19 protein-coding genes are annotated in these 24,016 nt (G+C 57.4%); 13 read left to right on the top strand and 6 right to left on the bottom strand.

The genetic code is table 11. The features are described from left to right. Window positions 1-13: 13 nt before the first annotated feature. Window positions 14-1,456, bottom strand: a complete 1,443-nt coding sequence (locus ACOWVD_RS21860) for a sugar porter family MFS transporter (protein WP_049240490.1) — start codon at window positions 1,454-1,456, stop codon at window positions 14-16. Between the two features lie 556 nt (window positions 1,457-2,012). Between ACOWVD_RS21860 and ACOWVD_RS21855 the strand changes: the two genes are divergently transcribed. The 4 genes from ACOWVD_RS21855 (at window position 2,013) to ACOWVD_RS21840 (ending at window position 5,214) form a co-directional block, all read left to right on the top strand. Then, the gene (locus ACOWVD_RS21855; protein ID WP_021505174.1) at window positions 2,013-3,518 is read left to right on the top strand and encodes a CoA-acylating methylmalonate-semialdehyde dehydrogenase; all 1,506 of its coding nucleotides are present in this window, start codon (window positions 2,013-2,015) and stop codon (window positions 3,516-3,518) included. Between the two features lie 77 nt (window positions 3,519-3,595). After that, window positions 3,596-4,417, top strand: a complete 822-nt coding sequence (gene iolB, locus ACOWVD_RS21850; RefSeq protein ID WP_044030037.1) for a 5-deoxy-glucuronate isomerase — start codon at window positions 3,596-3,598, stop codon at window positions 4,415-4,417. Window positions 4,418-4,591: 174 nt separating this feature from the next. Continuing rightward, on the top strand, window positions 4,592-4,861 hold the full coding sequence (locus ACOWVD_RS21845) for a hypothetical protein (RefSeq protein WP_004930864.1): 270 nt from the start codon (window positions 4,592-4,594) through the stop codon (window positions 4,859-4,861). Between the two features lie 14 nt (window positions 4,862-4,875). Next, the gene (locus ACOWVD_RS21840; RefSeq protein ID WP_049240493.1) at window positions 4,876-5,214 is read left to right on the top strand and encodes a hypothetical protein; all 339 of its coding nucleotides are present in this window, start codon (window positions 4,876-4,878) and stop codon (window positions 5,212-5,214) included. A 41-nt stretch (window positions 5,215-5,255) separates the two neighbouring features. Here the strand turns inward: ACOWVD_RS21840 and ACOWVD_RS21835 are convergent, their stop codons facing one another. Together ACOWVD_RS21835 and ACOWVD_RS21830 are read right to left on the bottom strand one after the other, a co-directional pair. After that, the gene (locus ACOWVD_RS21835) at window positions 5,256-6,092 is read right to left on the bottom strand and encodes a MurR/RpiR family transcriptional regulator (RefSeq protein WP_004930856.1); all 837 of its coding nucleotides are present in this window, start codon (window positions 6,090-6,092) and stop codon (window positions 5,256-5,258) included. 203 nt (window positions 6,093-6,295) lie between these two features. Beyond that, window positions 6,296-8,227 (bottom strand): bifunctional 5-dehydro-2-deoxygluconokinase/5-dehydro-2-deoxyphosphogluconate aldolase, encoded by a 1,932-nt coding sequence (locus ACOWVD_RS21830; protein WP_197763990.1) that lies wholly within the window; start codon window positions 8,225-8,227, stop codon window positions 6,296-6,298. A gap of 547 nt (window positions 8,228-8,774) precedes the next feature. On the opposite strand from ACOWVD_RS21830, the gene iolD reads away from it, so the two are divergent. From iolD to iolE, 4 genes are read left to right on the top strand one after another with little or no spacing between them, the layout of a single operon-like run. Then, window positions 8,775-10,715, top strand: a complete 1,941-nt coding sequence (gene iolD / locus ACOWVD_RS21825; protein WP_015379331.1) for a 3D-(3,5/4)-trihydroxycyclohexane-1,2-dione acylhydrolase (decyclizing) — start codon at window positions 8,775-8,777, stop codon at window positions 10,713-10,715. Window positions 10,716-10,750: 35 nt separating this feature from the next. Beyond that, window positions 10,751-11,764, top strand: a complete 1,014-nt coding sequence (locus ACOWVD_RS21820) for a Gfo/Idh/MocA family protein (RefSeq protein ID WP_004930848.1) — start codon at window positions 10,751-10,753, stop codon at window positions 11,762-11,764. Window positions 11,765-11,803: 39 nt separating this feature from the next. Beyond that, window positions 11,804-12,688 carry a sugar phosphate isomerase/epimerase family protein gene (locus ACOWVD_RS21815; RefSeq protein WP_004930845.1) on the top strand — a complete coding sequence of 295 codons (885 nt, stop codon included), beginning with the start codon at window positions 11,804-11,806 and terminating at the stop codon, window positions 12,686-12,688. A gap of 59 nt (window positions 12,689-12,747) precedes the next feature. Then, window positions 12,748-13,644 carry a myo-inosose-2 dehydratase gene (iolE, locus tag ACOWVD_RS21810; protein WP_004930840.1) on the top strand — a complete coding sequence of 299 codons (897 nt, stop codon included), beginning with the start codon at window positions 12,748-12,750 and terminating at the stop codon, window positions 13,642-13,644. Window positions 13,645-13,867: 223 nt separating this feature from the next. Here iolE and ACOWVD_RS21805 read toward each other — a convergent pair whose 3' ends face one another. After that, window positions 13,868-15,787 (bottom strand): acyltransferase family protein, encoded by a 1,920-nt coding sequence (locus tag ACOWVD_RS21805; RefSeq protein ID WP_049240498.1) that lies wholly within the window; start codon window positions 15,785-15,787, stop codon window positions 13,868-13,870. A 741-nt stretch (window positions 15,788-16,528) separates the two neighbouring features. Then, entirely contained in the window at window positions 16,529-17,038 is a 510-nt protein-coding gene (locus tag ACOWVD_RS21800; protein WP_049240499.1) for a GNAT family N-acetyltransferase, read from the bottom strand. Window positions 17,039-17,428: 390 nt separating this feature from the next. Between ACOWVD_RS21800 and ACOWVD_RS21795 the strand changes: the two genes are divergently transcribed. The 4 genes from ACOWVD_RS21795 to gntK all read left to right on the top strand — a co-directional run bounded on the left by ACOWVD_RS21795 (window position 17,429) and on the right by gntK (window position 21,698). Beyond that, window positions 17,429-18,124 (top strand): pirin family protein, encoded by a 696-nt coding sequence (locus ACOWVD_RS21795; protein WP_004930835.1) that lies wholly within the window; start codon window positions 17,429-17,431, stop codon window positions 18,122-18,124. A 292-nt stretch (window positions 18,125-18,416) separates the two neighbouring features. Then, complete coding sequence (gntR, locus tag ACOWVD_RS21790) at window positions 18,417-19,412, top strand: gluconate operon transcriptional repressor GntR (RefSeq protein ID WP_004930833.1); 996 nt, start codon at window positions 18,417-18,419, stop codon at window positions 19,410-19,412. Window positions 19,413-19,752: 340 nt separating this feature from the next. Next, entirely contained in the window at window positions 19,753-21,069 is a 1,317-nt protein-coding gene (gntT, locus tag ACOWVD_RS21785) for a gluconate transporter (protein ID WP_421105778.1), read from the top strand. A gap of 101 nt (window positions 21,070-21,170) precedes the next feature. Beyond that, window positions 21,171-21,698 (top strand): gluconokinase, encoded by a 528-nt coding sequence (gene gntK, locus ACOWVD_RS21780; protein ID WP_015379326.1) that lies wholly within the window; start codon window positions 21,171-21,173, stop codon window positions 21,696-21,698. Window positions 21,699-21,728: 30 nt separating this feature from the next. On the opposite strand, the gene ACOWVD_RS21775 is transcribed toward gntK, so the two are convergent. Further along, window positions 21,729-22,322 carry a YhgN family NAAT transporter gene (locus ACOWVD_RS21775; RefSeq protein ID WP_025159894.1) on the bottom strand — a complete coding sequence of 198 codons (594 nt, stop codon included), beginning with the start codon at window positions 22,320-22,322 and terminating at the stop codon, window positions 21,729-21,731. Between the two features lie 192 nt (window positions 22,323-22,514). Between ACOWVD_RS21775 and asd the strand changes: the two genes are divergently transcribed. Next, window positions 22,515-23,618, top strand: coding sequence for an aspartate-semialdehyde dehydrogenase (asd, locus tag ACOWVD_RS21770; protein WP_004930820.1), 1,104 nt, complete (start codon window positions 22,515-22,517; stop codon window positions 23,616-23,618). Window positions 23,619-24,016 lie beyond the last annotated feature (398 nt).

Below are 24,016 nucleotides of genomic sequence, written 5' to 3'. Positions count from 1 at the left end.
CAGGGTTGAGAGATCAGGATTTGCCGTTTTCCAGCGGCAGCGGCTTGCCGTCGGGCAGGGATTGGCGGAGGCGTTTGGCCAGCACCACCTGTTCCATTTTTTCCAGCGAGACGCCTTTGGTTTCAGGAATATAGCGGCCGATAAACCAGTAGCTGAACAGGCAGCAGGCGGCAAAGATCCACATCGGGAAGGCGCCGTGGAAATGCGAGAACAGGTAAGGGTGGTCGTTGATCATCGGGAACGACTGCGACACCGCAAAGTTGGCGACCCACATGCAGCCGACGGCGATGCTCATCCCCTGCGCGCGCATGCGGTTCGGGAAGATTTCCGACACCAGCACCCAGGCGCCGACGCCCCAGGACAGCGCATAAAACACCATGAAGAACAGCATGCCGAACAGCGCGAAATAGCCGGTGGCCTGCGTGTAGAGCGCGTACGAGGTGAGCAGCAGGCCGGCGATGGCGCCCAGCGTGCCGTAACGCATTAGCGGAATGCGGCCCATGCGATCCATCAGCATGGCGCCGATGACCGAACCGACCAACTGCAGCACGCCGATCCAGATGGTCTGGAACAGCGCTTCCTGCGCGTTTTCGGTGACGGTTTTCAGCACCACCGGCGCGTAGTACATCATCACGTTGACGCCGGTGACCTGTTGCAGCATGGCGATCATGCAGCCGACGAACAGGATGAACCGCACCCGCACATCGCCGTAGTTCAGCTTCCGGTGCTGCTGCTGTTGATCCTGCTGCAGCGAGTCTTTGATTTCTTTCAGCAGATTCTGCGCATGGGCGGCGTTGGAGACCTTGGTCAACATCGCCAGCGCCTGATCGTCGCGGCCCATCATCACGTTCCAGCGCGGCGATTCAGGAATGACGAACACCAGGATGCAGAACAGAATGCAGGGGATCACGCCCGAGGCGAACATCCAGCGCCAGCCCATTTCCACCAGCCAGGCTTCACTGGCGAGGCTGGCGATTTTGAAGTTGACGTAGAAAATCACGATCTGGCCGAAGACGATGGCGAATTGCTGCATGCTGAGCGCCCGCCCGCGCATGTCTTTCGGTGACACCTCCGACATGTACATCGGCGACACGGTGGCGGCAATGCCGACCGCCAGCCCGCCGATGATGCGGTAGATGACGAACCAGGTGAAGGTCGGAGCCAATGCGGCGCCGACGGCGGACACGGTGAACAGCAGCGCTGCCAGCATCAGCGCCTTTTTACGGCCCCAGCGCGCCGCCAGCGGCCCGGCGGCGAAGGCGCCGACCACGCAGCCGATCACCACGTTGGAGACGGCCCAGCCGGTTTCGGCCGGGCTGAGATCGAAATAGGCTTTCAACGCTTCGATCGCGCCGGAGATCACGGCGGTATCGTAGCCGAATAGAATGCCGCCCAGGGCGGCGATGCCGCAAATTCGCAATATGTAGCCGGTATTGTGCTTACGCTGATATGACATGTGTTGCTCCGATTTTTATCCTGGCTTCCGTCCGCACGGTTGGGTTGTCGGGAAGAGGGCGAGCGGAAGGGTGTGAACCGTGCCTGTCATCAAGGCGATGTCGTCGATAAATGCTGGAACAAACAAGAACATTTATTTCATAATTAGTGAATAATGGAATATTGATTTTTAGATCCAGTTCAAAAAAAACCGTCGCGAGCGATTCGGGCACCTTGGGCGCTCGAGGGCGTGCGGTAATGGCGGCAGGGCAGGCGCAGTGCGGGTTTTCTGTAGCAAAGTCAGTGTGTATTACCCCAACTTTCTCCGCCGCAGTTGCGCTTTCCCTGGCACGGCAATGCAAGCGCCAACCCGATCGACACCGCAAAATTGCGACCTCACGCACTAAAAACAAATTTTTCAAAACAATTTATTTGAAACTTTTTTTTCAATGAAATAGAGTTTGCTGCATCCGGTCAGGATTTAGCCGGCTTGCCGACGGGGTTTGGCGAGCGGGACGATTAACGCCGCGCCGCCTGGGTGTGGCCAGGCGACAGCGGACTTGAAAAGAGGGCGTGACATGAAAACCGTGGGTAACTTTATTGACGGGCAGGTGTGCCTGAGCAGCAGCAATCAAACCGTCGACGTGCACAACCCGGCCAGCGGGCAGGTTGAGCGGCGCGTCACGCAGAGCACCGCCGCCGAAGTCAAGCAGGCCATCGACGTGGCCCACCGGGCGTTTGCCGACTGGTCGCGCACCACGCCGCTGCGCCGCGCGCGCATCATGTTCAATTTCAAGGCGCTGCTGGAACAGCACCGCGACGAGCTGGCCGAGCTTATCGTCAGCGAACACGGCAAAGTGTATTCGGATGCGCTGGGCGAACTGACGCGCGGCATGGAAGTGGTCGAATTTGCCTGCGGCATCCCGCATCTGATCAAGGGCGAATACTCGCCGGACGTCGGCGGCGGCGTCGACAGCTTCTCGCTGATGCAGCCGCTGGGCGTGGTGGCGGGCATTACCCCGTTCAACTTCCCGGCGATGGTGCCGATGTGGATGTTCCCTATCGCGTTGGCCTGCGGCAATACCTTTATCCTCAAGCCGCCGGCGCTGGTGCCTTCGGCCTCGGTGCGCCTGGCGGAGCTGCTGAAAGAAGCCGGCCTGCCGGACGGCGTGTTCAACGTGGTGCACTGCGCCAATGAAGATGCGGCGCAGCTGTGCACCGATCCGCGCATTCAGGCGGTGAGCTTCGTCGGTTCCTCCACCGTGGCGGAACATATCTATACCACCGCCAGCGCGCACGGCAAGCGGGTACAGGCCTTCGGCGCGGCGAAAAACCAGGCGATCGTCATGCCGGACGCCGATCTGGACGCCACGGTCAATGCGCTGATGGGCGGCGCGTTCGGCTCTGCCGGCGAGCGCTGCATGGCGCTGCCGATCGCCGTGGTGGTCGGTGACGACACCGCCGACAAACTGATCGCCAAACTGAAGCCGCTGATCGCGCAGCTGCGCGTCGGGCCGGGCTTGCAGCAGGGCGGCGAAGAGAATGAAATGGGGCCGCTGGTATCGTCCGCTCACCAGAAAAAGGTGCTGGGCTACATCGATCTGGGCGTGGAAGAAGGCGCCACCCTGGTGGCCGACGGCCGCAATTATCAGGTGCCGGGCTACCCTGAAGGCTACTACGTCGGCGGCACGCTGTTCGACCATGTGAAGCCGAACATGCGCATCTACCGCGAAGAGATCTTCGGGCCGGTGCTGGGCATCGTGCGGGTGCCGGACTATCGCACCGCCATCGACACGGTTAACGGCCACGAGTTTGGCAACGGCAGCGCCATCTTTACCGGCAGCGGCCACTACGCGCGCCAGTTCGTACAGGAAGTGCAGGCCGGGATGGTCGGCGTCAACGTGCCGGTGCCGGTGCCGATGGCGTTCCACAGCTTCGGCGGCTGGAAGCGCTCGGTGTTCGGCGCGCTGAACGTGCACGGCACCGACGGCGTGCGTTTCTACACGCGCATGAAGACCGCCACCGCGCGCTGGCCGGCCGGGCAGCAGACGGTGTCTGAATTCAGCATGCCGACGCTGGGTTAAGCGATCGCAGAGTATGAGCGGGCCGTTGCTCCATGGGGGCAGCGGCCTTTGCACGGGGAGTTAACAGGAGAATCGAAATGTCTTCACTGCTTGCCAAATGTCAGGCGCCGAACGCCGAGGGGCGTATCCAGCACGTGACGCCGGAAAATGCCGGTTGGGGCTATGTCGGCTTTGACGTTTACCGCCTGGCCGCCGGGCAGTCGCTGCAGCTGGAGTGCGGTGACAAGGAACTGTGTCTGGTACTGGTGGCCGGTATCGCCTCCGTCGCCACGCTGCGCGCCGAATACCCGCATATCGGCAAACGCATGAGCCCGTTCGAGCGCACGCCGCCTTACGCGGTGTACGTGCCGCACCACGATCGCATCGACGTGCGGGCAGAAACCGATCTGGAGTTGGCGGTGTGCAGCGCGCCCGGCAGCGGCCATCTGCCTTCACGCCTGATCACGCCGGCGGAAATCGGCGTGGAGCGGCGCGGCAAGGGGCGCAACCAGCGGTTGGTGCATAACATTCTGCCGGACAGCGAGCCGGCCGACAGTCTGCTGGTGGTGGAGGTTTACACCGACGAGGGCAACACCAGCTCCTACCCGAGCCACAAGCACGATCAAGAAGATTCGCCGGACGAGACCTATCTCGAAGAGACGTACTATCACCGCATTCAGCCGGAGCAAGGGTTCTGCATGCAGCGCGTCTATACCGACGATCGCACGCTCGACGAATGCATGCCGGTCTACAATCGCGACGTGGTGAAAGTGCCGCGCGGTTATCATCCGGTGGCGACCCTGGCGGGCTACGACAACTATTATCTCAACGTGATGGCCGGGCCGGTGCGGCAGTGGAAATTCACCTGGGAAAAAGACCACGCCTGGATTAACGGCGAAGGTTACCCCGCCGCGCAATAGGCGCTTGAGGCCCGGCTTGCCGGGCTTTCTCTTTATCAGGGTATAAATTTGACCTAAATTTGCCCTCTATCTTGCTCAAATGATAACCTGTCCGCACGCGATTGCTCCCTGGCTGAGTGAATCTAACGAACCGCTGTTATGCAGTGAGAATGCCGGTACACAGGAGGAAAAACTATGACAACCACCATGTCTCAAAAAGCGGCGCGCGAAGGATTAGGTTCGCCCGATCTGTTTGAAGGCGGGGTTTACGTCACAAAAAATGGTGTTGCCGAGCTGTTTGTGCAAACGGCGGCTGAGAGAGAGGCCGAAATACGGGAACGCAATCTCGAGCGCCAGTCCAACGCGTTGTTGAAACTGACTATGATGGCGAAGCAAGAGATTAAAAATCAGCGCGGTCTGTCGCCCGAAGAAACCTTGCAGCGGCTGCGTGACGCGCGGAAATAGACCCGAGGTGCAGGATGCCCCAGGAAATACGTTTTACCGTCGCGCCGGCGGCGGAATGGAGCCTGAAAGACATCGAGTCTTATAAGAGCGGAACGATAGGGGCCGTCGCAGCCGGGATGTTCGTGGACAATCTGTTGTTATCGTCCCTCGCGGCAATCGCCGACGATCCCGTCCGCTATCGCTTCAACGCCGTGCTGGCGGGCATGGGAGTGCGGTTGCACGAACGATTGGATCCCGACAGCGAATACCGCGTCATCTATGACTACGACGGCCAAACGGTGGAGATTCTGCTTTTCATCAGCATGATGCAGGATCTGGAAAGCGCGCTCTACCGCTATTTGTTGCTGCAATAATCCCGCCGCGCCCGAGCCTGTCGGGCGCGTTCACACCAGCCTTACTCGTCCCGGGCGTTATTCAGCGCCAGCGAGACCGCCAGCGTCTGCGCCAGGCACATCGAGGCCACCTGCGAACGGAACCCGTCCACCTGCGCTTCACGCACCACGAAACAGACGTCGCTGAACGCGGCCAGCGGGCTGACCTGGCTGTCGGTGATGGCGATCTGCTGCGCGCCGCGCTTGGCGCCCAATTCCACCAGTTCCACCGCCTCGCGGGCGTACGGCGAATAGCTTATGGCGATCACCACGTCTTTCGGTTTCACCATGCTCAGCTGTTCGGTGAACATGCCGCCCAGGCCGTCGATCAGAAATGCGCGGCGCTCCAGATGGCGCAGCGCATAGGTGAGGTAGGAGGCGACGCTGAACGAGCGGCGCAGGCCGATCACGTAGATGTTTTCGGCGTTGTTGAGCAGTTCGACGGCGCGATCCAACTGCTCGGGGGCAATCTGCATCGCCAGCTGCTGCAGCGCCTGCGCATTGACCATGGTGAATACGTTGAGAATCTCCGCCGGCTTCTCCGGCGCGACGTTGTCGTCGGTAGAGGTTTGGCGGAACAGGCGCGCGCGCTCGGTATAGTTCACCGTTTCTTCCATCAGATGCTGACGGAACACCTGCTTCATTTCGTTGAAGCCGCTGAAGCCGAAGGCGTTGGCGAAACGGATCAGGGTGGAAGGCGGCACGCTGGCCTGTGCGGCGATGGAGGCAACGGTATCGAAAGCGATGCTGTTACTGTTATCCAAAATATAGCGCGCCACCTGCTTCAAACGCTTGCTCAGCGTTTCATAACGGTGGCGGATCTCGTCCTGTAACAGCGAAAGTTGAGTTGGGTTGTTCATCCATTCGGCTCGCAGTGGGGTGAAGGCGCATTGGCCTGATGCCTGAAATATTGACAGGGTATTTTAACAGACGGAGCGGAAATTTCATTTCCTCAAAAAGCGATTTATTCGATCGCACATTGCGCGACTTCACAGAAAAGGGGCAAAAAAATCCCCTTAAAGCGGCGAAATGGCCTTAAGGGGACGTGAACCTGCTGTTGCCGTCAGTGCGTGCTGCCCGCCTGCGGACGATACTGGCGCCAGAAACCGATCAGCGTCAGGTATTTTTGTTTCACCTGCTCGATCAGGGCCGCGTCGTCGATTTCCCCCTGCAGCCAGCGGCGCGAAGGTTGGCCGAAAATGGTGCGGCCGACGGCGAAACCTTTCACCCAGCGCGCATCCGCGGCGGCGGCGAAGCCCGCCTTCAGCACCGCCTCCGGGGAGTCGAGCCCCAGGATCAGCACGCCGCGGCAGAAGGGATCGTAGGTGTCGATCAGGGCACCGACCTGCCGCCAGTTTTCTGCGCTCAGCGGTGGCAGTTTCCACCAGTCGGGCTGAATGCCCAACTGGTAGAAATGCTCAATCATCTCCAGGTAATAACGTTCGTCTTTGTCGGCGTTGCTGTCCGGCAGGATCACCTCCAGCAGCAACTCGTGGCCGGATTTACAGCAGCCGCGGTAGACGTCGGCGATCAGCTCATCCTGTTCGCGGCGCAGTTCCTCCGCATCGTGCGGGTGATAAAACACCAGGCACTTCACCACGTGCTCCTGCGGCCAGTCGATCAATTGCGAACCGATATTGCCGTGCTCCAGGCGCAGCGGGCGCGAGCTGGGCAGCTCCACCGGCCGGCCGATCCACCATCCCTGGCCAGTGATCTCGTTCAGCGCCGCCTGCCCATAGGTGGTGTCGGCCAGAATGCCGCTGTTGCCGTTGAGGCCGGCCTGCGCGGCAGCCTGTTGCGCCGCGGTGAGCAGCAGGGTCTTCAGGCGCGGAATGCGTTCCTCGCCGACGCCGGCTTCGCGCGCCATGTCCGCCAGCTGCTTGCGGTGATCGAAGGCGAACACGCACAGTTCCGGCCACTGTTGCTTGCGGGTGGTGACCCGGTGCAGGTGGTTCAGGCGTGCGTCGCGGTCCGGGCGCGTGACCTGCTGTTCACGCTGCAGGTAGTCGTCCAGTTCCCGTTTGGTCGGCATCGCCGGCGCGCAGCCGTGGCGCGAAACCACCAATGCGCCGCAGGCGTTGGCGTAGCGGCAGGCCTGCTCCCAGCCCTCATCGTTCAGGTAGCCGCGCAGCAGCCCGGACATAAAGGCGTCGCCGGCCCCCAGCACGTTCAGCACTTCAACCCGCACACCGGCGTGCAGCTTCACCTGCGCCCAGTCGTCGGCGATTTCACCTTCGAACACCGAGCAGCCCTGCGCGCCGCGCTTGCACACCAGCGTGGCCGCGGTAGTCCGGCGCACGTTTTTCAGCGCCGTCAGCGTGTCGGTGCTGCCGCCGGCGATATGAAATTCCTCTTCGGTGCCGACGATCAGATCGAAATGGTGCAGCACCTCCTGCAGTTCGCGGGTCACCTGGTCTGATTCCACAAAGCGGGTTTCGCCGTCGCCCAGCGACGTCAGCCCCCACAGTACCGGGCGGTAATCGATGTCGAGCGCGGTGCGCAGGCCGTGGCGGCGCGCATACTCCAGCGCCTTCAGCACCGCGGCGCGGGTGTTCGGGTGCGACAGGTGCGTGCCGGTGATGGCCAGCGCGCGGGAGGAGGCGATGTAGGCCTCGTCGATGTCGTCCGGCGTCAGCGCCATGTCCGCGCAGTTTTCGCGGTAGAAGATCAGCGGGAAGGTTTCCTGATCCTTGATGCCGAGGATCACCAGGCCGGTTAATCGTTGCTTGTCGGTGATCAGACAGCGGGTATCGGCTCCGACGCGCTGCAGCTCTTCACGCAGAAAGCGGCCCATGTGTTCATCGCCGACGCGGGCCAGCATGCCGGATTTCAACCCCTGAATGGCGGTGCCGTAGGCCACGTTGCCGGAAGAGCCGCCGAGGTATTTGGCGAATGTGCCGGCGTCTTCCAGACGCGCGCCGATCTGCTGAGCATAGAAATCGACGGCGATGCGCCCGAGACAAATGACATCAAGCTGTTTTTGTTGTGTAGCCATACCCGTTTCCTTCTGTTAAGCAAAACTCCGGCGGCGGCCCGAGCGTGGCGCCCTGCAGGAAGCATGGGGACAGTATGGGGAATGAAAATTTCAATTTCAATATGAAATGAAATTTACACCCCAAAAATGTGATGCGTTTAAAACATCGACAGGGGCGTGGGAAAAGGCGATGAATCGGCTGCGCAAGGGCCGCCGGGGCGGAACATAAAAGGGAGGTAAGGGCAGAGGAAAAGGCTGTCAGCCCATGTGCCAACGACTTTTATCGGCCGGTGCGCGGCACGAAGCCCATGAAGGCTGAACCACGAGATGAAACGGGCTTTTCATGCAATATGCGATCTTTATCGCAAAATGAAATGTTTCTTCTGTAATGTGATTTTATGAAAAATATATTTGTTTATAATCGCTTCACGTTTCAGGTTGTCGACTTCGTGAGCAGCGCGGGCATCGCCTGCTCAAGATAATAGCTGCCGCCGCGTAACACAAACACGGGATTGTCGGCTCGGCATGAGCGCTTTCCGGGGCGGCCCTTAATCTAAAGGGTGGGTAAATGGGCAAGATCAGGTTAACCATGGCGCAGGCGCTCGTCAGATTTCTCGATAACCAGTATCTGCTGGCCGACGGCGTGGAAACCAAATTCGTCGCGGGCATTTTCGCGATTTTCGGCCACGGCAATGTGCTGGGGCTGGGGCAGGCGCTGGAACAGGATAGCGGCGATCTGCGGGTGCACCAGGGCCGCAACGAGCAGGGGATGGCCCATGCGGCGATCGGCTTCGCCAAACAGAAGCTGCGCCGGCAAATTTACGCCTGCACCTCATCGGTCGGCCCCGGCGCCGCCAATATGATCACCGCCGCGGCCACCGCCACCGCTAACCGCATTCCTTTATTGCTGCTGCCGGGCGACGTTTACGCTTCCCGCCAGCCGGACCCGGTGTTGCAGCAAATCGAACAGTCTTACGATCTCAGCATCAGCACCAACGACGCGTTCCGTGCGGTGAGCAAATACTGGGATCGCATCGTGCGCCCGGAACAGCTGATGAGCGCCTGCATCAATGCGATGCGCGTGTTGACCGATCCGGCGGAAACCGGCGCGGTGACGCTGTGTCTGCCGCAGGACGTGCAGGGTGAAGCCTACGACTACCCCGACTATTTCTTCCAAAAGCGCGTGCATCGGCTCGATCGCCGCCCGGCGACCGACGGCATGTTGGCGGACGCCTTGGCGCTGCTGACGGCCAAACGCAAACCGCTGCTGGTGTGCGGTGGCGGCGTGAAGTACTCGCAGGCCGGGCGAGCGCTGCGCGAATTCGCCGAGCGCTTCGGCATTCCGTTCGCCGAGACCCAGGCTGGTAAAGGCACGGTATCGAGTGACCATGAATTCAACCTCGGCGGCATCGGCGAAACCGGCTGCCTGGCGGCCAACACGCTGGCCCGGCAGGCCGATCTGGTGATTGGCGTCGGCACCCGTTACACCGATTTCACCACCTCGTCCAAATGGCTGTTCCAACACCCGGACGTCAGCTTCCTCAATATCAACGTCAGCGCCTTCGACGCCGGCAAGCTCGACGGCGTGCAGGTGCTGGCGGACGCCCGCGAGGCCCTGAACGCACTGGGCGCGCTGCTGGCGCAGGCCGATTATCGCGCCGGCTGGGGCGACGCCATCGCCGCGGCGCGCGGTGCCCAGCGTGAAGAGACCGAGCGTGTTTACTCGGTGGAATACAGCGGCGCAGACTTTGTGCCGGAGATAGACGATCACCTCGACCGCGAGCAGGTGTTCGACGAATTTATCGCCCAGACCGGCTCGGCGATGACGCAAAGCCGGGTGCTGGGGGTGCTGAACCGCGAGCTGCCGCCGGACAGCGTGATCGTCGCCGCCGCCGGCAGCCTGCCGGGCGATCTGCAGCGGGTGTGGCACAACCGCGGCGAGCACGGTTACCACGTGGAATACGGCTACTCCTGCATGGGGTACGAGGTGAACGCCGCGCTGGGGGTCAAGCTGGCCGAGCCCCAGCGCGAGGTGTACGCGATGGTGGGCGACGGCGCCTTCATGATGCTGCATTCCGAACTGGTCACCTCGATTCAGGAAGGCTGCAAGATCAACGTGGTGCTGTTCGACAACATGACCAACGGCTGCATCAACAACCTGCAGATGGAACACGGCATGGACAGCTACACCACCGAATTCCGCTTCCGCAATCCACAGGGCGGCAAGCTCGACGGCAAACTGGTGCCGGTCGATTTCGCCATGCTGGCGGCGGCTTACGGCTGTAAAACCTATCGCGTCACCACCGAGCAGCAGCTGCTCGACGCGCTGGCCGACGCTCGCAGGCAAACCGTGTCCACGCTGCTGGACATCAAGGTGCTGCCGAAGACCATGGTGCACAAGTATCTCAGTTGGTGGCGCGTGGGCGGCGCTCAGGTGGCCGACAGCGAAAAAATCGTCGCAGTGGCGCGCAAGCTGCAGGAAAACATCGATAAGGCGCGCGATTACTGATTCGTTTTCATACATTAATCTCGAGGGTAGCGAAAATGACATTGAACATTGGGGTTATCGGCACCGGCGCCATCGGCCGCGATCATATCCGTCGCTGCAGCAAAGTGTTGCAGGGCGCCCGCGTGGTGGCGGTCAACGACATCAACCGCGACAACGCCGCCAAGGTGGTGAGCGATCTGCAGCTGGATGCGCGGGTGTATGACAACGGCCACGATCTGATCAAGGCCGCCGACGTGCAGGCGGTGTTGGTCACCTCCTGGGGACCGAGTCATGAAGAGTTCGTGCTGGCGGCCATCGCCGCCGGCAAACCGGTATTCTGCGAGAAGCCGCTGGCGGTGACCGCGCAGGGTTGCAAAAACATTGTCGACGCCGAAGCGAAGCACGGCAAACGGCTGGTGCAGGTCGGCTTCATGCGCCCCTATGATCAGGGCTATCGCGCGCTGAAACAGGTACTGACCAGCGGCCAGATCGGCGAGCCGCTGATGCTGCACTGCGCGCACCGCAACCCGACGGTCGGCGAGGCCTACACCACCGATATGGCGATCACCGACACCCTGATCCACGAAATCGACGTGCTGCGCTGGCTGCTCGACGACGACTATGTGTCGGTGCAGGTGGTGTTCCCACGCAAGAGCCCGAAGGCGTTCCCGCACCTGAAAGATCCGCAAATTGTGCTGTTTGAAACCGCCAAAGGGACGCGCATCGACGTCGAAATCTTCGTCAACTGCCAGTACGGCTACGACATTCAGTGCGAAGTGGTGGGGGAAACCGGCATCGCCAAACTGCCGGAACCGTCCTCGGTGCAGATGCGCAGCGGCGCCCGCCTGTCGACCGAAATCCTGACCGACTGGAAGGATCGCTTTATCGATGCCTATGACGTCGAGCTGCAGGGCTTCATCAACGACGTAGCCGCGGGCAAGTTGACCGGGCCTTCCGCCTGGGACGGCTACGCCGCCGCGGTAACCGCCGACGCCTGCGTGGCGGCCCAGCTCAGCGGCGAGATCGTGCCGGTGACCCTGCCGGCGCGCCCGGCGTTTTACGGTAAATAACCGCTCGCAGCGCGTAACCACGATTGCAGAGGAGTGACCATGAAGATCGCTTTTGATGTCGACGTTATCCGGGATTTGGGCGTCACCAAAATGGTTCAGCAGGTGGCGGACTGGGGCTACAAATACATCGAGCAGTCGCCGCACCCGCAGATCAACCCGTTTTACAAGCATCCGAAAGCCAGCCGCGAAATCATGGCGGAGTATAAAAACGCCCTAAAAGCGACCGGCGTGGAGATCTCCTCATTTATCGTGGTGTATCGCTGGTCCGGTCCGGGGGAAGATCGCCGCCAGGCGGCGGTCAAAAACTGGCGGCGGATGATCGAAATTGCGGTGGAAATGGGCGTGCAGGTGATCAACACCGAACTGGCCGGCAATCCCAACGAACCGGAGATCTGCGAGGAGCTGTGGTATCGCTCGATGGAGGAGCTGCTGCCGATCGTTGAGCGCGAGGGTATTCGTATGGAGATCCAGTCGCACCCGTGGGACTTCTGCGAGCTGAGCAACGAAACCGCCGATCTGGTGAAGTCGCTGCGCAGCGACCACGTCAAATATCTCTACAGCGTGCCGCACACCTTCTACTACGACAAGGGGCAGGGTGACGTAGCCGGCATGCTGCAGTACGCCGGAGACGATCTGTCCCACGTGCTGATCGCCGACACCATGAATCACACCAAGCATTGCCGTTATATCGTCAACCCGCCGGGCGTTGACGCCGCGGTGCACCAGCACGTCGGCATCGGCGAAGGCGAGGTGAATTTCGACGCCCTGTTCCAGACGCTGCGCGATATGGAATTTGCCAACCGCAGCTTCAAGGTCGGCGGCGAATCGATCATCTGCACCTCGCTGTTCGGCTACCCGGAAAAGATGCCGAGCCAGGCGGTGGCGACCAGAGAACGCATCGAAAGAGAGCTGTTGGGCAAATAATCTGATTCGGCTCGCCGGCGGCGTTTGTACCGGCGGCCCTGCAAGGACCGAGGCAAACCATGAATAAAGACAACGTGAAATTGGCCATTGCGCCGATCGGCTGGACCAACGACGACATGCCCGATCTGGGCAAGGAAAACACCTTCCAGCAGTGCGTTAGTGAAATGGCGCTGGCCGGTTTCACCGGCAGCGAAGTGGGCAGCAAATACCCGCGCGATCCGGCGGTGCTGAAACCGATGCTGGATATTCGCGGCATCCAGATCTGCAACGCCTGGTTCAGCACCTTTTTCGCCGACGGCCAGAAAGACAAAACCATTGATGAATTTATCAACCACATGAATTTCCTGCATGCCATGGGCGCCAGGGTGATTGGCTGCTCCGAGCAGAGCAAGAGCATTCAGGGCACCACCAAAGGCGTGTTCGAAGAGAAGCCGTACTTCAGCGATGAAGAGTGGCAGCGCGTGGCCGACGGTTACAACGAGCTGGCGAAGATCGCCGCCGGCAATGGCATGCAGGTATGTCTGCACCACCACATGGGCACCGGCATTCAGACCACGGCCGAAATCGATCGCTACATGAGCATGGTCAACGACGACGTCTACCTGCTGTTCGATACCGGCCATGCCTACTATTCGGAAGGCAGTCAGCAGGCGATGATGGCGATCCTGGAGAAGTATCTGCCGCGCATCAACCATGTCCACCTGAAGGACGTGCGCGATGAGGTGGTGGCGGAAGTGAAGGCCAACAAGCTGAGCTTCCTCGACGGCGTGAAGAAGGGCACCTTCACCGTGCCGGGTGATGGCGTGATCGACTTCAGACCAGTGTTCAAGCTGCTGGACGAGCGCGGTTACAAAGGGTGGATGGTGGTGGAGGCCGAGCAGGATCCGGCGCTGGCCAACCCGTTCGAGTATGCGGTGAAGGCGCGCCGTTATATTCGGGAAACCGCCGGCATTTGACGTAATTTATCTTTTGGGAGGATGGTAGCCACTTTCGGTTTTCATCTTCCCAATTTTAAATAAATTTAATCTATTAAATACTACCAACTCATCTAAAAAAATTACATGGTGCATTCGGACATTATACTTCTGAGCTCCGTTGTAGGGGGCGTCTGAGCGTTAATAAAAATTGCCTAAGGCAAAAAAAAGCCACCAGGATGGTGGCTTTTCGTAGCATGAAAGCTTAGGACTTAAGTATTCCCAGTTTCGATACTATTTCATTTGAGAAGAGAACTGCTCCACTTTTCGTAAAGTGCGTTTCGTCACCATATGTTATATGATTCTTATCATCGACTATTCGACAGAGTTTTTTTCCCGGGCAAACGACATTCATTAGATCTAAAAATTCAACACGTTTAGGCAAGGATGATGCGATACTCTCATTTATTTTCAATATATCATCGCTGATATATTTTGCAGCAAAGGAATCTACATCTTCACTCTGGTTGCTCTTATTGAAGATAAAAATCCCATTTGCCTTCAAGCTCTTTCTTCCAATAACAACAACCTGAGCGTTAGATTGTGTCTCTTTTATTTTATCCAACGTCTCATTGATGTATTTAACGTTGAAATCCTTCCAGTTCATGGCAATCAAGATGAAATCAGCGGCTTTCATGTTTCTTTGGTTGAATTCATTAAATGTATCGAGAATGTTTCGTTTACACATCTCCTGAAGACCGTTTGATGATATAACCGCAAGGTTAACAGTTTTAAGATAGTTCTCTATTTCTGTCGGGTTAATATAAGGAATGCCACATTTGACGTCTACTTGTATAGACGCTATATCAAGCTTATTATTATACTTAGACTCCATAAGCGTATTGATAACATCAGCTGCCTGTGAGTCACCTATTACGACTATTTTTATCTTTTCAGAATGGGTTATATCTTTCCTTTGAAAACCATTGCTGTTAGCCCACACATATCTATCTGATGCTTTTTTATCAAATGCATAGTTTGTCTTTTGCAAATCCGCAGGTAATCGCCATATCCACCCGCTGAAAACCGCGGTAGCGGAGATAACAACCGTTAATGCAAGAGTAAATACATATTTTACGACTAGCTTGTTCTTGCTTTCATTTTTCCATGCGGTTCGATAGCGCTGCTCTACGTAGTAGTACATAAGCAGAGCGATGAAATAGCTAATAGGAATGGATATTAACCCACCAATTAAGTTTTTTTCTCCTAAAACAAAGGTCACCATAACAATAGTTGGCCAGTGAGTTAAATATAAAGAATAGCTTATCTCACCTATATGGATGATCGGTTTTCGCTCTAACCATGTTGCTATATTAGAGTTTTCACCAAAAATTAGCATTAAACCGGTACACACCGTTGGTATTAATGCATAATAACCAGGGAATACTATTTTCTCATCCAAATGTACTATGAAAAAGATGATGGCGGCTAAGCTCAATGCGTAAATAATGTTGCTTAATGCCTTGCTATCTTTTATTTTTTTTAGTTTAATTACATAAAATAAGCCGCCAATTGATAACTCCCAAAGACGAAATGGAGTCAACAGGTATGCTGCGGTTAGGTTCCTGTTTACTGCATACAGGGAAGACAAGAAGAAAATAATGGTAAATAAAGTTATGGTAATTTTAGCCGGGATTTTTCTGGACATGGTTACCATAAGTACCAATGGCCATATAAAATAAAACTGACTTTCTACAGATAAAGACCATGTGTGCAATAACGGCTTGGTAATTGGAAATGCATCAAAATAGCCGCCAGTTAAATAAAAATATAGGTTGGATATGAAAAATAACGATGATATGGATGCTCTGGCGTTATTCTTAAACTCTATAGGCTGAAGAATAAAATACCCTGCAATAAAGGTCAGTATAACTATTGCCAGAAGTGCAGGTAGTAATCTAAATGCTCTTTTTACCAAAAAGTCAAAAAGACTAAGTTTATTCTTTTCTATGTCTCTAATTAAAATGCCACTTATCAAATAACCACTGATAACAAAAAAGATATCAACGCCTATAAATCCGCCACTAAATCCTGGGATTCCGAAGTGAAAACCTAAAACAGAAATAACGGCTATCGCTCTAAGAGCTGTTATGTCATCTCTCATTTTGACAGGGTTTAGTGCCATTTTGACTCCATGTTTATCCGCATCATAATAGTAAAACTTATTTATATAGACTAAAGTAGGTGTTAAGTCTCTTTCATTTACATCGTCATTTCATTTATCAAAATTTCAGTTGGATTAAAATAGATAAAAATACTTTGCCAAGTATAACATAATGGTTGAGCTAACGACTATAAGCTTACTCTCAAAATGCATGCTCATAAACGACGACGGCTGGCGTGTCGCCAGGTATCCGCATAGGATGGGAGAGGCTTCTTTATCTCTAACACATTGATTATGCAGCTATGGTGTGGCGGGGGCTTTATACCAGCATCAAAAAGCCGTTATAACACCATTAACAGTACGCCTTCTTTATCTAAATGCTAGGAAATTTCTTAAATCCATTAAAGGAAGAGGTTTGCAGAACATATCGATATCGTTGAAAGTAGAACGTGCGATACAAATACTAATAGTACCTATCATGAGAGTAACGGCGCGCCTCCGTACAACGAAGATGCTTGGGTTGTAGTTTGTAAGGGATAACGGAGACCATCAGGTATTAGGAGAAGCCGAGGTAACAAGTGAATGTATTTCAGCTGTTGCCCTTATTACTGGCAAAGACTGCTTACTGGGCTGCTGGATTTCATGGTATGCGGCCTGGCGAACCCGATTACAACGGGAAATTTAAATAGACTATAAGCGCCTTAATTTTAAAAATTGGCGGACAGCTGCCCGCCAGATCAAGAAGTTACAAATCACTATCCTTTATATCTCTATCTGTGCACGGCGAAAACGCGCCATATGGTAGGCATCGACCAGCACGCCGTCGCGAATGGCGAAAGCGCGGCTGGTGCCTTCAATCTCAAAACCGAACTTGCGATACAGCGCGATGGCCGCCGGGTTGTCGGTAAACACCGTCAGTTCGATGCGCTCGATGGCCGCCCAGTTGTCGCACAGGTCGATCATCGCTTGCATCAGGCGGCTGCCGACGCCTTTACCGTGGTAGCGCGGATCGACGCCGATGCCGAAGGTGGCCACGTGGCGGCGGCGAACGCGCTGATTCAGCATCACGGCTAACTGACCGACAAGCTGCCCGTCAACGAAGGCCGCCAGGTTATGCGTGCCCGGTTCGGGGTTGGCGAGACGTTTCTGCCAGGACTCGACGGACGGTAGCGGGAGCTGCAGCGTATCGCGGTAGACGGGCGTCTGAGAATAAAGATGATGCAGAGCCTGCGCATCCGATGTTTCCACGTGGCGTATCACGATCTCGCTCATCTCGCTGATCCTTTTGCTTACCGGTTGAATAACCTCTGAATTTATCCGTTTACTGCCTTGAGTCAATATTATTTCAACGGGTCAAAAAAAACGCTTTACAGGTGCGAATGATAATGATTATTATTGCGATGCGTTCCGGGGAGGGCATCAATCCTTGATACTCTCGCTGCGAAGGCACGACATTGCTCACATTGCTTCCAGTGTTTACTTAGCCAGCTCGGGTGCTGGCTTTTTTTTTTGCCCTTTTTCAGCCGGTTCCGCTTTCAACAAATCCGCTGCCCATCCGCTGTTTCATTCCATCGAAATTTTTGAACAGAGGCATGAGTTTTTTACGCTTTCTTATTCTGCTGGCAGGACTAGACTGTAAAAAAACATTGAGGAGAGTTGAAAATGATTTATGTACGTAAAGCGGAAGACCGCGGCCACGCCAATCATGGCTGGCTGGATAGCTGGCACACCTTCTCATTTGCCGATTACTACGATCCGAACTTTATGGGGTTCTCGGCGCTGCGAGTGATCAACGAAGATGTGATCGACGCAGGGCAGGGTTTCGGTACTCACCCGCATAAAGACATGGAAATCCTGACCTACGTGCTGAGTGGCACGGTGGAACACCAGGACAGCATGGGCAACAAGGAGCAGATCCAGGCCGGCGAATTCCAGATCATGAGCGCGGGCACCGGGGTGCGTCATTCTGAGTACAACGCTAATCAGGATCGCCCGTTGCACCTGTACCAGATTTGGATCATCCCGGATCAGGTCGGGCTGGAGCCACGCTATGAGCAGCGCATGTTCGACGCGCCGCAGGGCCGTCAGCTGGTGCTGTCGCCGGATGCGCGTGACGGCTCGCTGAAGGTGTTCCAGGATATGACGCTGTCGCGTTGGGCGCTGAATAAGGGCGAGCAGGGGGAATGCCCGATTGCCGCCGGCCGTCGCGTTTGGATCCAGGTGGTGCGCGGCAAGGTCTCGGTCAACGGCCAGACCGCCGGTATCAGCGACGCGTTCGCGGTGTGGGATGAATCGGCGCTGACGATCCAGGCCGACGAAGAGAGCGAAATCCTGCTGTTCGATCTGCCGCCGGTGTGATTAAGCGGTAAATTTCAAGGGCTCACGATGTGAGCCCTTGAGGTTAATGACACGTCTGACGATGTTGCCTGACTTGACGCCGCCAGCATATAAAAACAAGGAAAATCAATTTATTGATTTTCGGCTAATCATCACAAAGGGGGAAAAACCACGCTTTTTCCCCCTTTGTCAGCGTATGAAGGGCTCACGGTGTGAGCCCTTTTTGCGTTGGCCGTCGCATAACCGACAATATCGGCCCGCCGTTTTTTTTGCTAAAATGACTGCCCATTCACGGTTAGTCAGTTCATTGATAATGAAGAAAAAACGGCCGGTACTCCAGGATGTGGCAGACAAGGTGGGCGTGACCAAGATGACGGTGAGCCGTTATCTGCGCAATCCCGACCAGGTTTCCGCCGCCCTGCAGCAAAAAATCGCCGTCGCGCTGGATGAGCTGGGCTACATCCCCAACCGCGCGCCGGATATCCTCTCCAACGCCACCAGCCGGGCGATTGGCGTGCTGTTGCCGTCGCTGACCAACCAGGTGTTCGCCGAAGTGCTGCGCGGCATCGAAAGCGTGACCGACGCGCACAACTACCAGACCATGCTGGCGCACTATGGCTACCTGCCGGAACGTGAAGAAGAGCGTCTGACCTCGCTGCTGTCTTACAATATCGACGGCCTGATCCTGTCCGAGCGCCACCATACGCCGCGTACCCTGAAGATGATCGAGGTGGCGGGCATTCCGGTGGTGGAGCTGATGGACTGCGTCTCGCCGTGCATCGATCTGGCGGTGGGCTTCAACAACTTCGAGGCGGCGCGCCAGATGACCCAGCAGATCATCGCGCACGGCCATCGTCACGTGGTCTATTTCGGCGCTCGTCAGGATGAGCGTACCATCATCAAGCAGCAGGGGTATGAGCAGGCGATGCGTGAATCCGGCCTGGAGCCGTACAGCATCATGACCGCGCGTTCTTCCTCTTATTCCGCCGGCGGCGAGCTGTTGCGCCAGGCGCAGCGTGACTACCCGCAGATCGACAGTATCTTCTGCACCAACGATGACCTGGCGATCGGCGCGGCCTTCGAATGCCAGCGGCAAGGGCTGTCGATCCCGCAGGACATGGCGATCGCCGGTTTCCACGGCCATGACATCGGCCAGGTGATGGTGCCGAAGCTGGCCAGCGTGCTGACGCCGCGCGAACGCATGGGCCAGATCGGCGCCGAGCGCTTGCTGGCCCGGCTGCGCGGCGAAACGGTGTGCCCGCGCATGGTGGACGTCGGTTTCACCGTGATCCCCGGCGGCAGCATCTGAGCCATTTTAACGTTCTGTTTTAACACTCTTTCTTTTTACAGCGCGCCCTGAGGCGCGCTGGTTACCCCGCCTGTAAGCCCGCCGCTCGTTGCCGGCATAAGTTTGATCTCTGTCCCAGAACGCGAATTTTAGCCGGTTACCCGGTTCCGGCGCTCATGTTGTTACCGGTATCATGATACCGGTAACAACGAGTGCGCGGTCATCTTGCTGCAAGACTGAACCTCTGACTCAACAACACCTACAGCTCTTCTTAAACACCGGGAAAGAGCCTAAAAATAAAACAACCGCACGCTTTACGCCTATTGTAAAGAGAGTCGCGATAAAAGGTTGGAGAAAAACTATGCCATTAGTGATTGTTGCAGGCGGCGTAGCGCTGCTGCTGCTGCTGATGATCCGCTTCAAGCTGAACGGCTTTATCTCTCTGGTTCTGGTTGCTTTGGCGGTCGGGATCGCGCAGGGTATGCCAGTCGATAAGGTCATCGGCTCCATCAAGGCCGGCGTGGGCGGCACGTTGGGCAGCCTGGCGCTGATCATGGGCTTCGGCGCCATGCTCGGCAAACTGCTGGCGGACTGCGGCGGCGCACAGCGCATCGCCACCACGCTGATCGACAAGTTCGGCAGAAAACACATTCAATGGGCGGTGGTGCTGACCGGCTTCACCGTCGGCTTCGCGCTGTTCTACGAAGTGGGCTTCGTGCTGCTGCTGCCGCTGGTGTTCACCATCGCCGCCTCCGCGCGTATCCCGCTGCTGTACGTCGGCGTGCCGATGGCCGCCGCGCTGTCGGTGACCCACGGCTTCCTGCCGCCGCACCCAGGCCCGACCGCCATCGCCACCATCTTCCATGCCGACATGGGTAAAACCCTGCTGTACGGCACGCTGCTGGCGATCCCGACGGTGATCCTAGCCGGCCCGGTCTACGCCCGCTTCCTGAAAGGCATTGACAAGCCGGTGCCGGAAGGCCTGTACAACCCGAAAACCTTTACCGACGCGGAGATGCCAAGCTTTGGCGTCAGCGTCGCCACGTCGCTGGTGCCGGTGATCCTGATGGCGCTGCGCGCGGTCGCTGAAATGGTGCTGCCGAAGGGCCACAGCCTGCTGCGCTTCGCCGAGTTCTTCGGTGACCCGGTGATGGCCACCATGATCGCCGTGCTGATCGCCATCTTCACCTTCGGCCTGAACCGTGGCCGTACCATGGATGAAGTGATGGGCACCATCACCGACTCGATTAAAATCATCGCCATGATGCTGTTGATCATTGGCGGCGGCGGCGCCTTCAAGCAGGTGCTGGTGGACAGCGGCGTTGAGAAGTACATCGCCGGCCTGATGGAAGGCAGCAACGTTTCGCCGATCCTGATGGCCTGGTCGATCGCCGCTGCGCTGCGTCTGGCGCTGGGTTCCGCCACCGTGGCGGCGATCACCGCCGGCGGCATCGTGGCGCCGCTGATCGCCACCACCGGCGTCAGCCCTGAGCTGATGGTGATTGCGGTCGGTTCCGGCAGCGTCATCTTCTCGCACGTCAACGATCCGGGCTTCTGGCTGTTCAAGGAGTACTTCAACCTGAGCATCATGGAAACCATCAAATCCTGGTCGGTGTTGGAAACCATTATCTCGGTGTGCGGCCTGGTGGGCTGTCTGCTGCTGGCGACGGTCGTATAATCTTTATCCGGCGCCCTGCGGGGCGTCGGCGTTCCAGAGTATCTTTATCAGTTGGGACGCATTTGGCGCGCTCGCGCCAGTTCCCATAAGGGCATGACACAATGAGTAATCCGCAGAATCACGTATTTGTTTTGATGGGCGTTTCCGGCAGCGGCAAATCCGCCGTGGCCAGCGCTGTCGCTCACCAGGCCAACGCCGCCATGCTGGATGGTGACTACCTGCACCCGCGCGCCAACATCATCAAAATGTCCTCCGGGCATGCGTTGGACGACAACGATCGCGCGCCGTGGCTGGCGGCTCTGAACGACGCCATCTTCGCCATGCAGCGCACCAACGACGTGTCGCTGCTGGTGTGCTCGGCGCTGAAGAAAAGCTATCGCGATCGCCTGCGCGACGGCAATCTCAACCTGCATTTCCTGTATCTGAAAGGCGACCAGTCGGTGATCGAGGAGCGTCTGAAGCAACGCAAGGGCCACTTCTTCAAGCCGCAGATGTTGATTTCCCAGTTCGCCACGCTGGAAGAGCCGGGCGAGCAGGAGCCGGATGTGCAAGCGATCGACATCAACCAGCCGCTGGACGGCGTGGTCGCCGATACGCTCGCCTATATTCGCCGCGTTACCGCCCGCTAAGCGCGGACCGTTGTCGGCGCCGCCAGGCGCCTACAGCTTCATGTAAGCCCGCACGCCGTCCAGGAACATCTGGGTCGACAGCATCACCAGAATCAGCCCCATCAATCGCTCCAGCGCGCTGACGCCTTTGCTGCCCAGCAGGCGCAGGAACAGGTTCGACATCAGCAAAATGGCCGCAGAGAGGCCCCAGGCGATCAGCAGCGCCGCCACCAGATGGGGCAGCTGATGCGGATACTGGTGCGACAGCAGCATCAATGCAGCCAAAATCGACGGCCCGGCCACCAGCGGGATCGCCAGCGGCACCAGGAACGGCTCCTCGCCGGCGGACAGCCCGGAGCTGTTTCCTTCCTGAGAGGGGAAAATCATCTTGATGGCGATCAGAAACAGGATGATGCCGCCGGAAATGGAGACGGTTTCGGTGCGCAGGTTGAGGAACGCCAGAATTTTCTCGCCGGCGAACAGGAAGATCAGCATCAGCAGCAGGGCGATCAGCAGCTCGCGGATCAGCACCACCCGGCGGCGGCGCGGCTCCAGATGCTTGAGCACCGACATGAAAATCGGCAGATTGCCCAGCGGATCCATAATTAAAAACAGCAATACCGTAGCGGAAATCATCTCTGTCATGGTGACCTCGTGATCGGGAAAACGCCTCGGCCTTTACGGCCGCGTCCTTGCCTATAAGAAGGATTGCTGAGAAATCCCCAGCCATCGAATAAATTCACTTTGCGCCCGCGCCGACATTTTGTAAGGTGAGGAGATATTGCACACAACTCGTTATCACCTAATAAGCCCTTATCCGGGCGGGACACAGATATTATGAAAAACGTTGGTTTCATCGGTTGGCGCGGAATGGTCGGCTCGGTTCTCATGCAACGCATGACGGAAGAGCGCGATTTCGACGCCATTCGCCCGGTCTTTTTCTCCACCTCGCAGCACGGTTCCGCCGCGCCGGCCTTTGGCGGCCAGCAGGGCACGCTGCAGGATGCGTATGACATCGACGCGCTGAGCGCGCTCGATATCATTATTACCTGTCAGGGCGGCGATTATACCAATGAAGTCTATCCTAAGCTGCGCGCCAGCGGTTGGCAGGGTTACTGGATCGACGCGGCCTCGTCGCTGCGCATGCAGGACGACGCCATCATCATCCTGGATCCGGTCAACCACGCGGTGATCCAGCAGGGCCTGGACAAAGGCATCAAAACCTTCGTCGGCGGCAACTGCACCGTCAGCCTGATGCTGATGTCGCTCGGCGGCCTGTTCGCCAACGATCTGGTGGAGTGGGCGTCGGTCGCCACCTACCAGGCGGCCTCCGGCGGCGGCGCGCGCCACATGCGCGAACTGCTGACCCAAATGGGCATGCTGCACGCCGACGTGGCGAAAGAGCTGCAGAACCCGGCCTCCGCCATTCTGGATATCGAACGCAAGGTGACCGAGGCCACTCGCAGCGGCAAACTGCCGACCGATAACTTCGGCGTGCCGCTGGCCGGCAGCCTGATCCCGTGGATCGACAAGCAGCTCGACAACGGCCAGAGCCGCGAAGAGTGGAAAGGCCAGGCGGAAACCAACAAGATCCTGAACACCGCCAGCGTGATCCCGGTCGACGGTCTGTGCGTGCGCGTCGGCGCGCTGCGCTGCCACAGCCAGGCGTTCACGCTGAAGCTGAAAAAAGACGTGTCGCTGCCGGAAATCGAGCAGATGCTGGCGACGCACAACGACTGGGTGCGCGTGATCCCGAACGACCGCGAACTGACCATGCGCGAACTGACGCCGGCGGCGGTGACCGGTACGCTGAATACGCCGGTCGGCCGTCTGCGCAAGCTGAATATGGGGCCGGAGTACCTGTCGGCGTTCACCGTGGGCGACCAACTGCTGTGGGGCGCGGCCGAGCCGCTGCGCCGCATGCTGCGCATCCTGCTGTAAACCCGCACTTCCAGGGGGCTGGCTGCTTTCAGCCCCCTAATGCCTTATTTTCCGCTTTTTTGTTCGCCGCGCACCGCGTCGGGCAGCGTCATCGCCAGCCTCGTTTCAATGGGCGGGATCCCGCCTATCTCCTCGTCAGCCGCCGCATGCAAACGCCGCCAGGCTGGCAGTTTTCTTAATGAAGAATTTTCCTGAGCAATGCTGAGCAGTTTTTAACAGACATTGGCTATGCTTAATGCATGGGTGGACAATTTTTCACCATGACTGAAATATTTCAAAAAATAAGCATAAAGAGCGAAATTCAGGTCGGCAGAGTAAAGATTGGTCAATAACCGACCGCAATCACGCTTTAGAGTCCGAATGCATTGCATGATGACCAAAACGGCCAAGGAATAATC

It is taken from the genome of Serratia sp. SA088 (assembly GCF_049065515.1).
In the GTDB taxonomy this organism is placed as follows: domain Bacteria; phylum Pseudomonadota; class Gammaproteobacteria; order Enterobacterales; family Enterobacteriaceae; genus Serratia; species Serratia nematodiphila.
Note: the sequence above shows the minus strand (reverse complement) of the source record. Positions and strands in the feature narration are given on the sequence as shown.

Excerpts from the sequence above, each read along its gene's own strand:
- ACOWVD_RS21860 (WP_049240490.1), bottom strand. The coding sequence starts at position 1,456 with ATGTCATATCAGCGTAAGCACAATACCGGCTACATATTGCGAATTTGC.
- ACOWVD_RS21855 (WP_021505174.1), top strand. The coding sequence starts at position 2,013 with ATGAAAACCGTGGGTAACTTTATTGACGGGCAGGTGTGCCTGAGCAGC.
- ACOWVD_RS21830 (WP_197763990.1), bottom strand. The coding sequence starts at position 8,227 with ATGGCTACACAACAAAAACAGCTTGATGTCATTTGTCTCGGGCGCATC.
- ACOWVD_RS21840 (WP_049240493.1), top strand. The coding sequence starts at position 4,876 with ATGCCCCAGGAAATACGTTTTACCGTCGCGCCGGCGGCGGAATGGAGC.
- gntK (WP_015379326.1), top strand. The coding sequence starts at position 21,171 with ATGAGTAATCCGCAGAATCACGTATTTGTTTTGATGGGCGTTTCCGGC.
- iolD (WP_015379331.1), top strand. The coding sequence starts at position 8,775 with ATGGGCAAGATCAGGTTAACCATGGCGCAGGCGCTCGTCAGATTTCTC.
- ACOWVD_RS21845 (WP_004930864.1), top strand. The coding sequence starts at position 4,592 with ATGACAACCACCATGTCTCAAAAAGCGGCGCGCGAAGGATTAGGTTCG.
- ACOWVD_RS21805 (WP_049240498.1), bottom strand. The coding sequence starts at position 15,787 with ATGGCACTAAACCCTGTCAAAATGAGAGATGACATAACAGCTCTTAGA.
- gntR (WP_004930833.1), top strand. The coding sequence starts at position 18,417 with ATGAAGAAAAAACGGCCGGTACTCCAGGATGTGGCAGACAAGGTGGGC.
- iolE (WP_004930840.1), top strand. The coding sequence starts at position 12,748 with ATGAATAAAGACAACGTGAAATTGGCCATTGCGCCGATCGGCTGGACC.
- ACOWVD_RS21800 (WP_049240499.1), bottom strand. The coding sequence starts at position 17,038 with ATGAGCGAGATCGTGATACGCCACGTGGAAACATCGGATGCGCAGGCT.
- ACOWVD_RS21820 (WP_004930848.1), top strand. The coding sequence starts at position 10,751 with ATGACATTGAACATTGGGGTTATCGGCACCGGCGCCATCGGCCGCGAT.
- asd (WP_004930820.1), top strand. The coding sequence starts at position 22,515 with ATGAAAAACGTTGGTTTCATCGGTTGGCGCGGAATGGTCGGCTCGGTT.
- ACOWVD_RS21815 (WP_004930845.1), top strand. The coding sequence starts at position 11,804 with ATGAAGATCGCTTTTGATGTCGACGTTATCCGGGATTTGGGCGTCACC.
- ACOWVD_RS21795 (WP_004930835.1), top strand. The coding sequence starts at position 17,429 with ATGATTTATGTACGTAAAGCGGAAGACCGCGGCCACGCCAATCATGGC.
- ACOWVD_RS21835 (WP_004930856.1), bottom strand. The coding sequence starts at position 6,092 with ATGAACAACCCAACTCAACTTTCGCTGTTACAGGACGAGATCCGCCAC.
- gntT (WP_421105778.1), top strand. The coding sequence starts at position 19,753 with ATGCCATTAGTGATTGTTGCAGGCGGCGTAGCGCTGCTGCTGCTGCTG.
- ACOWVD_RS21775 (WP_025159894.1), bottom strand. The coding sequence starts at position 22,322 with ATGACAGAGATGATTTCCGCTACGGTATTGCTGTTTTTAATTATGGAT.
- iolB (WP_044030037.1), top strand. The coding sequence starts at position 3,596 with ATGTCTTCACTGCTTGCCAAATGTCAGGCGCCGAACGCCGAGGGGCGT.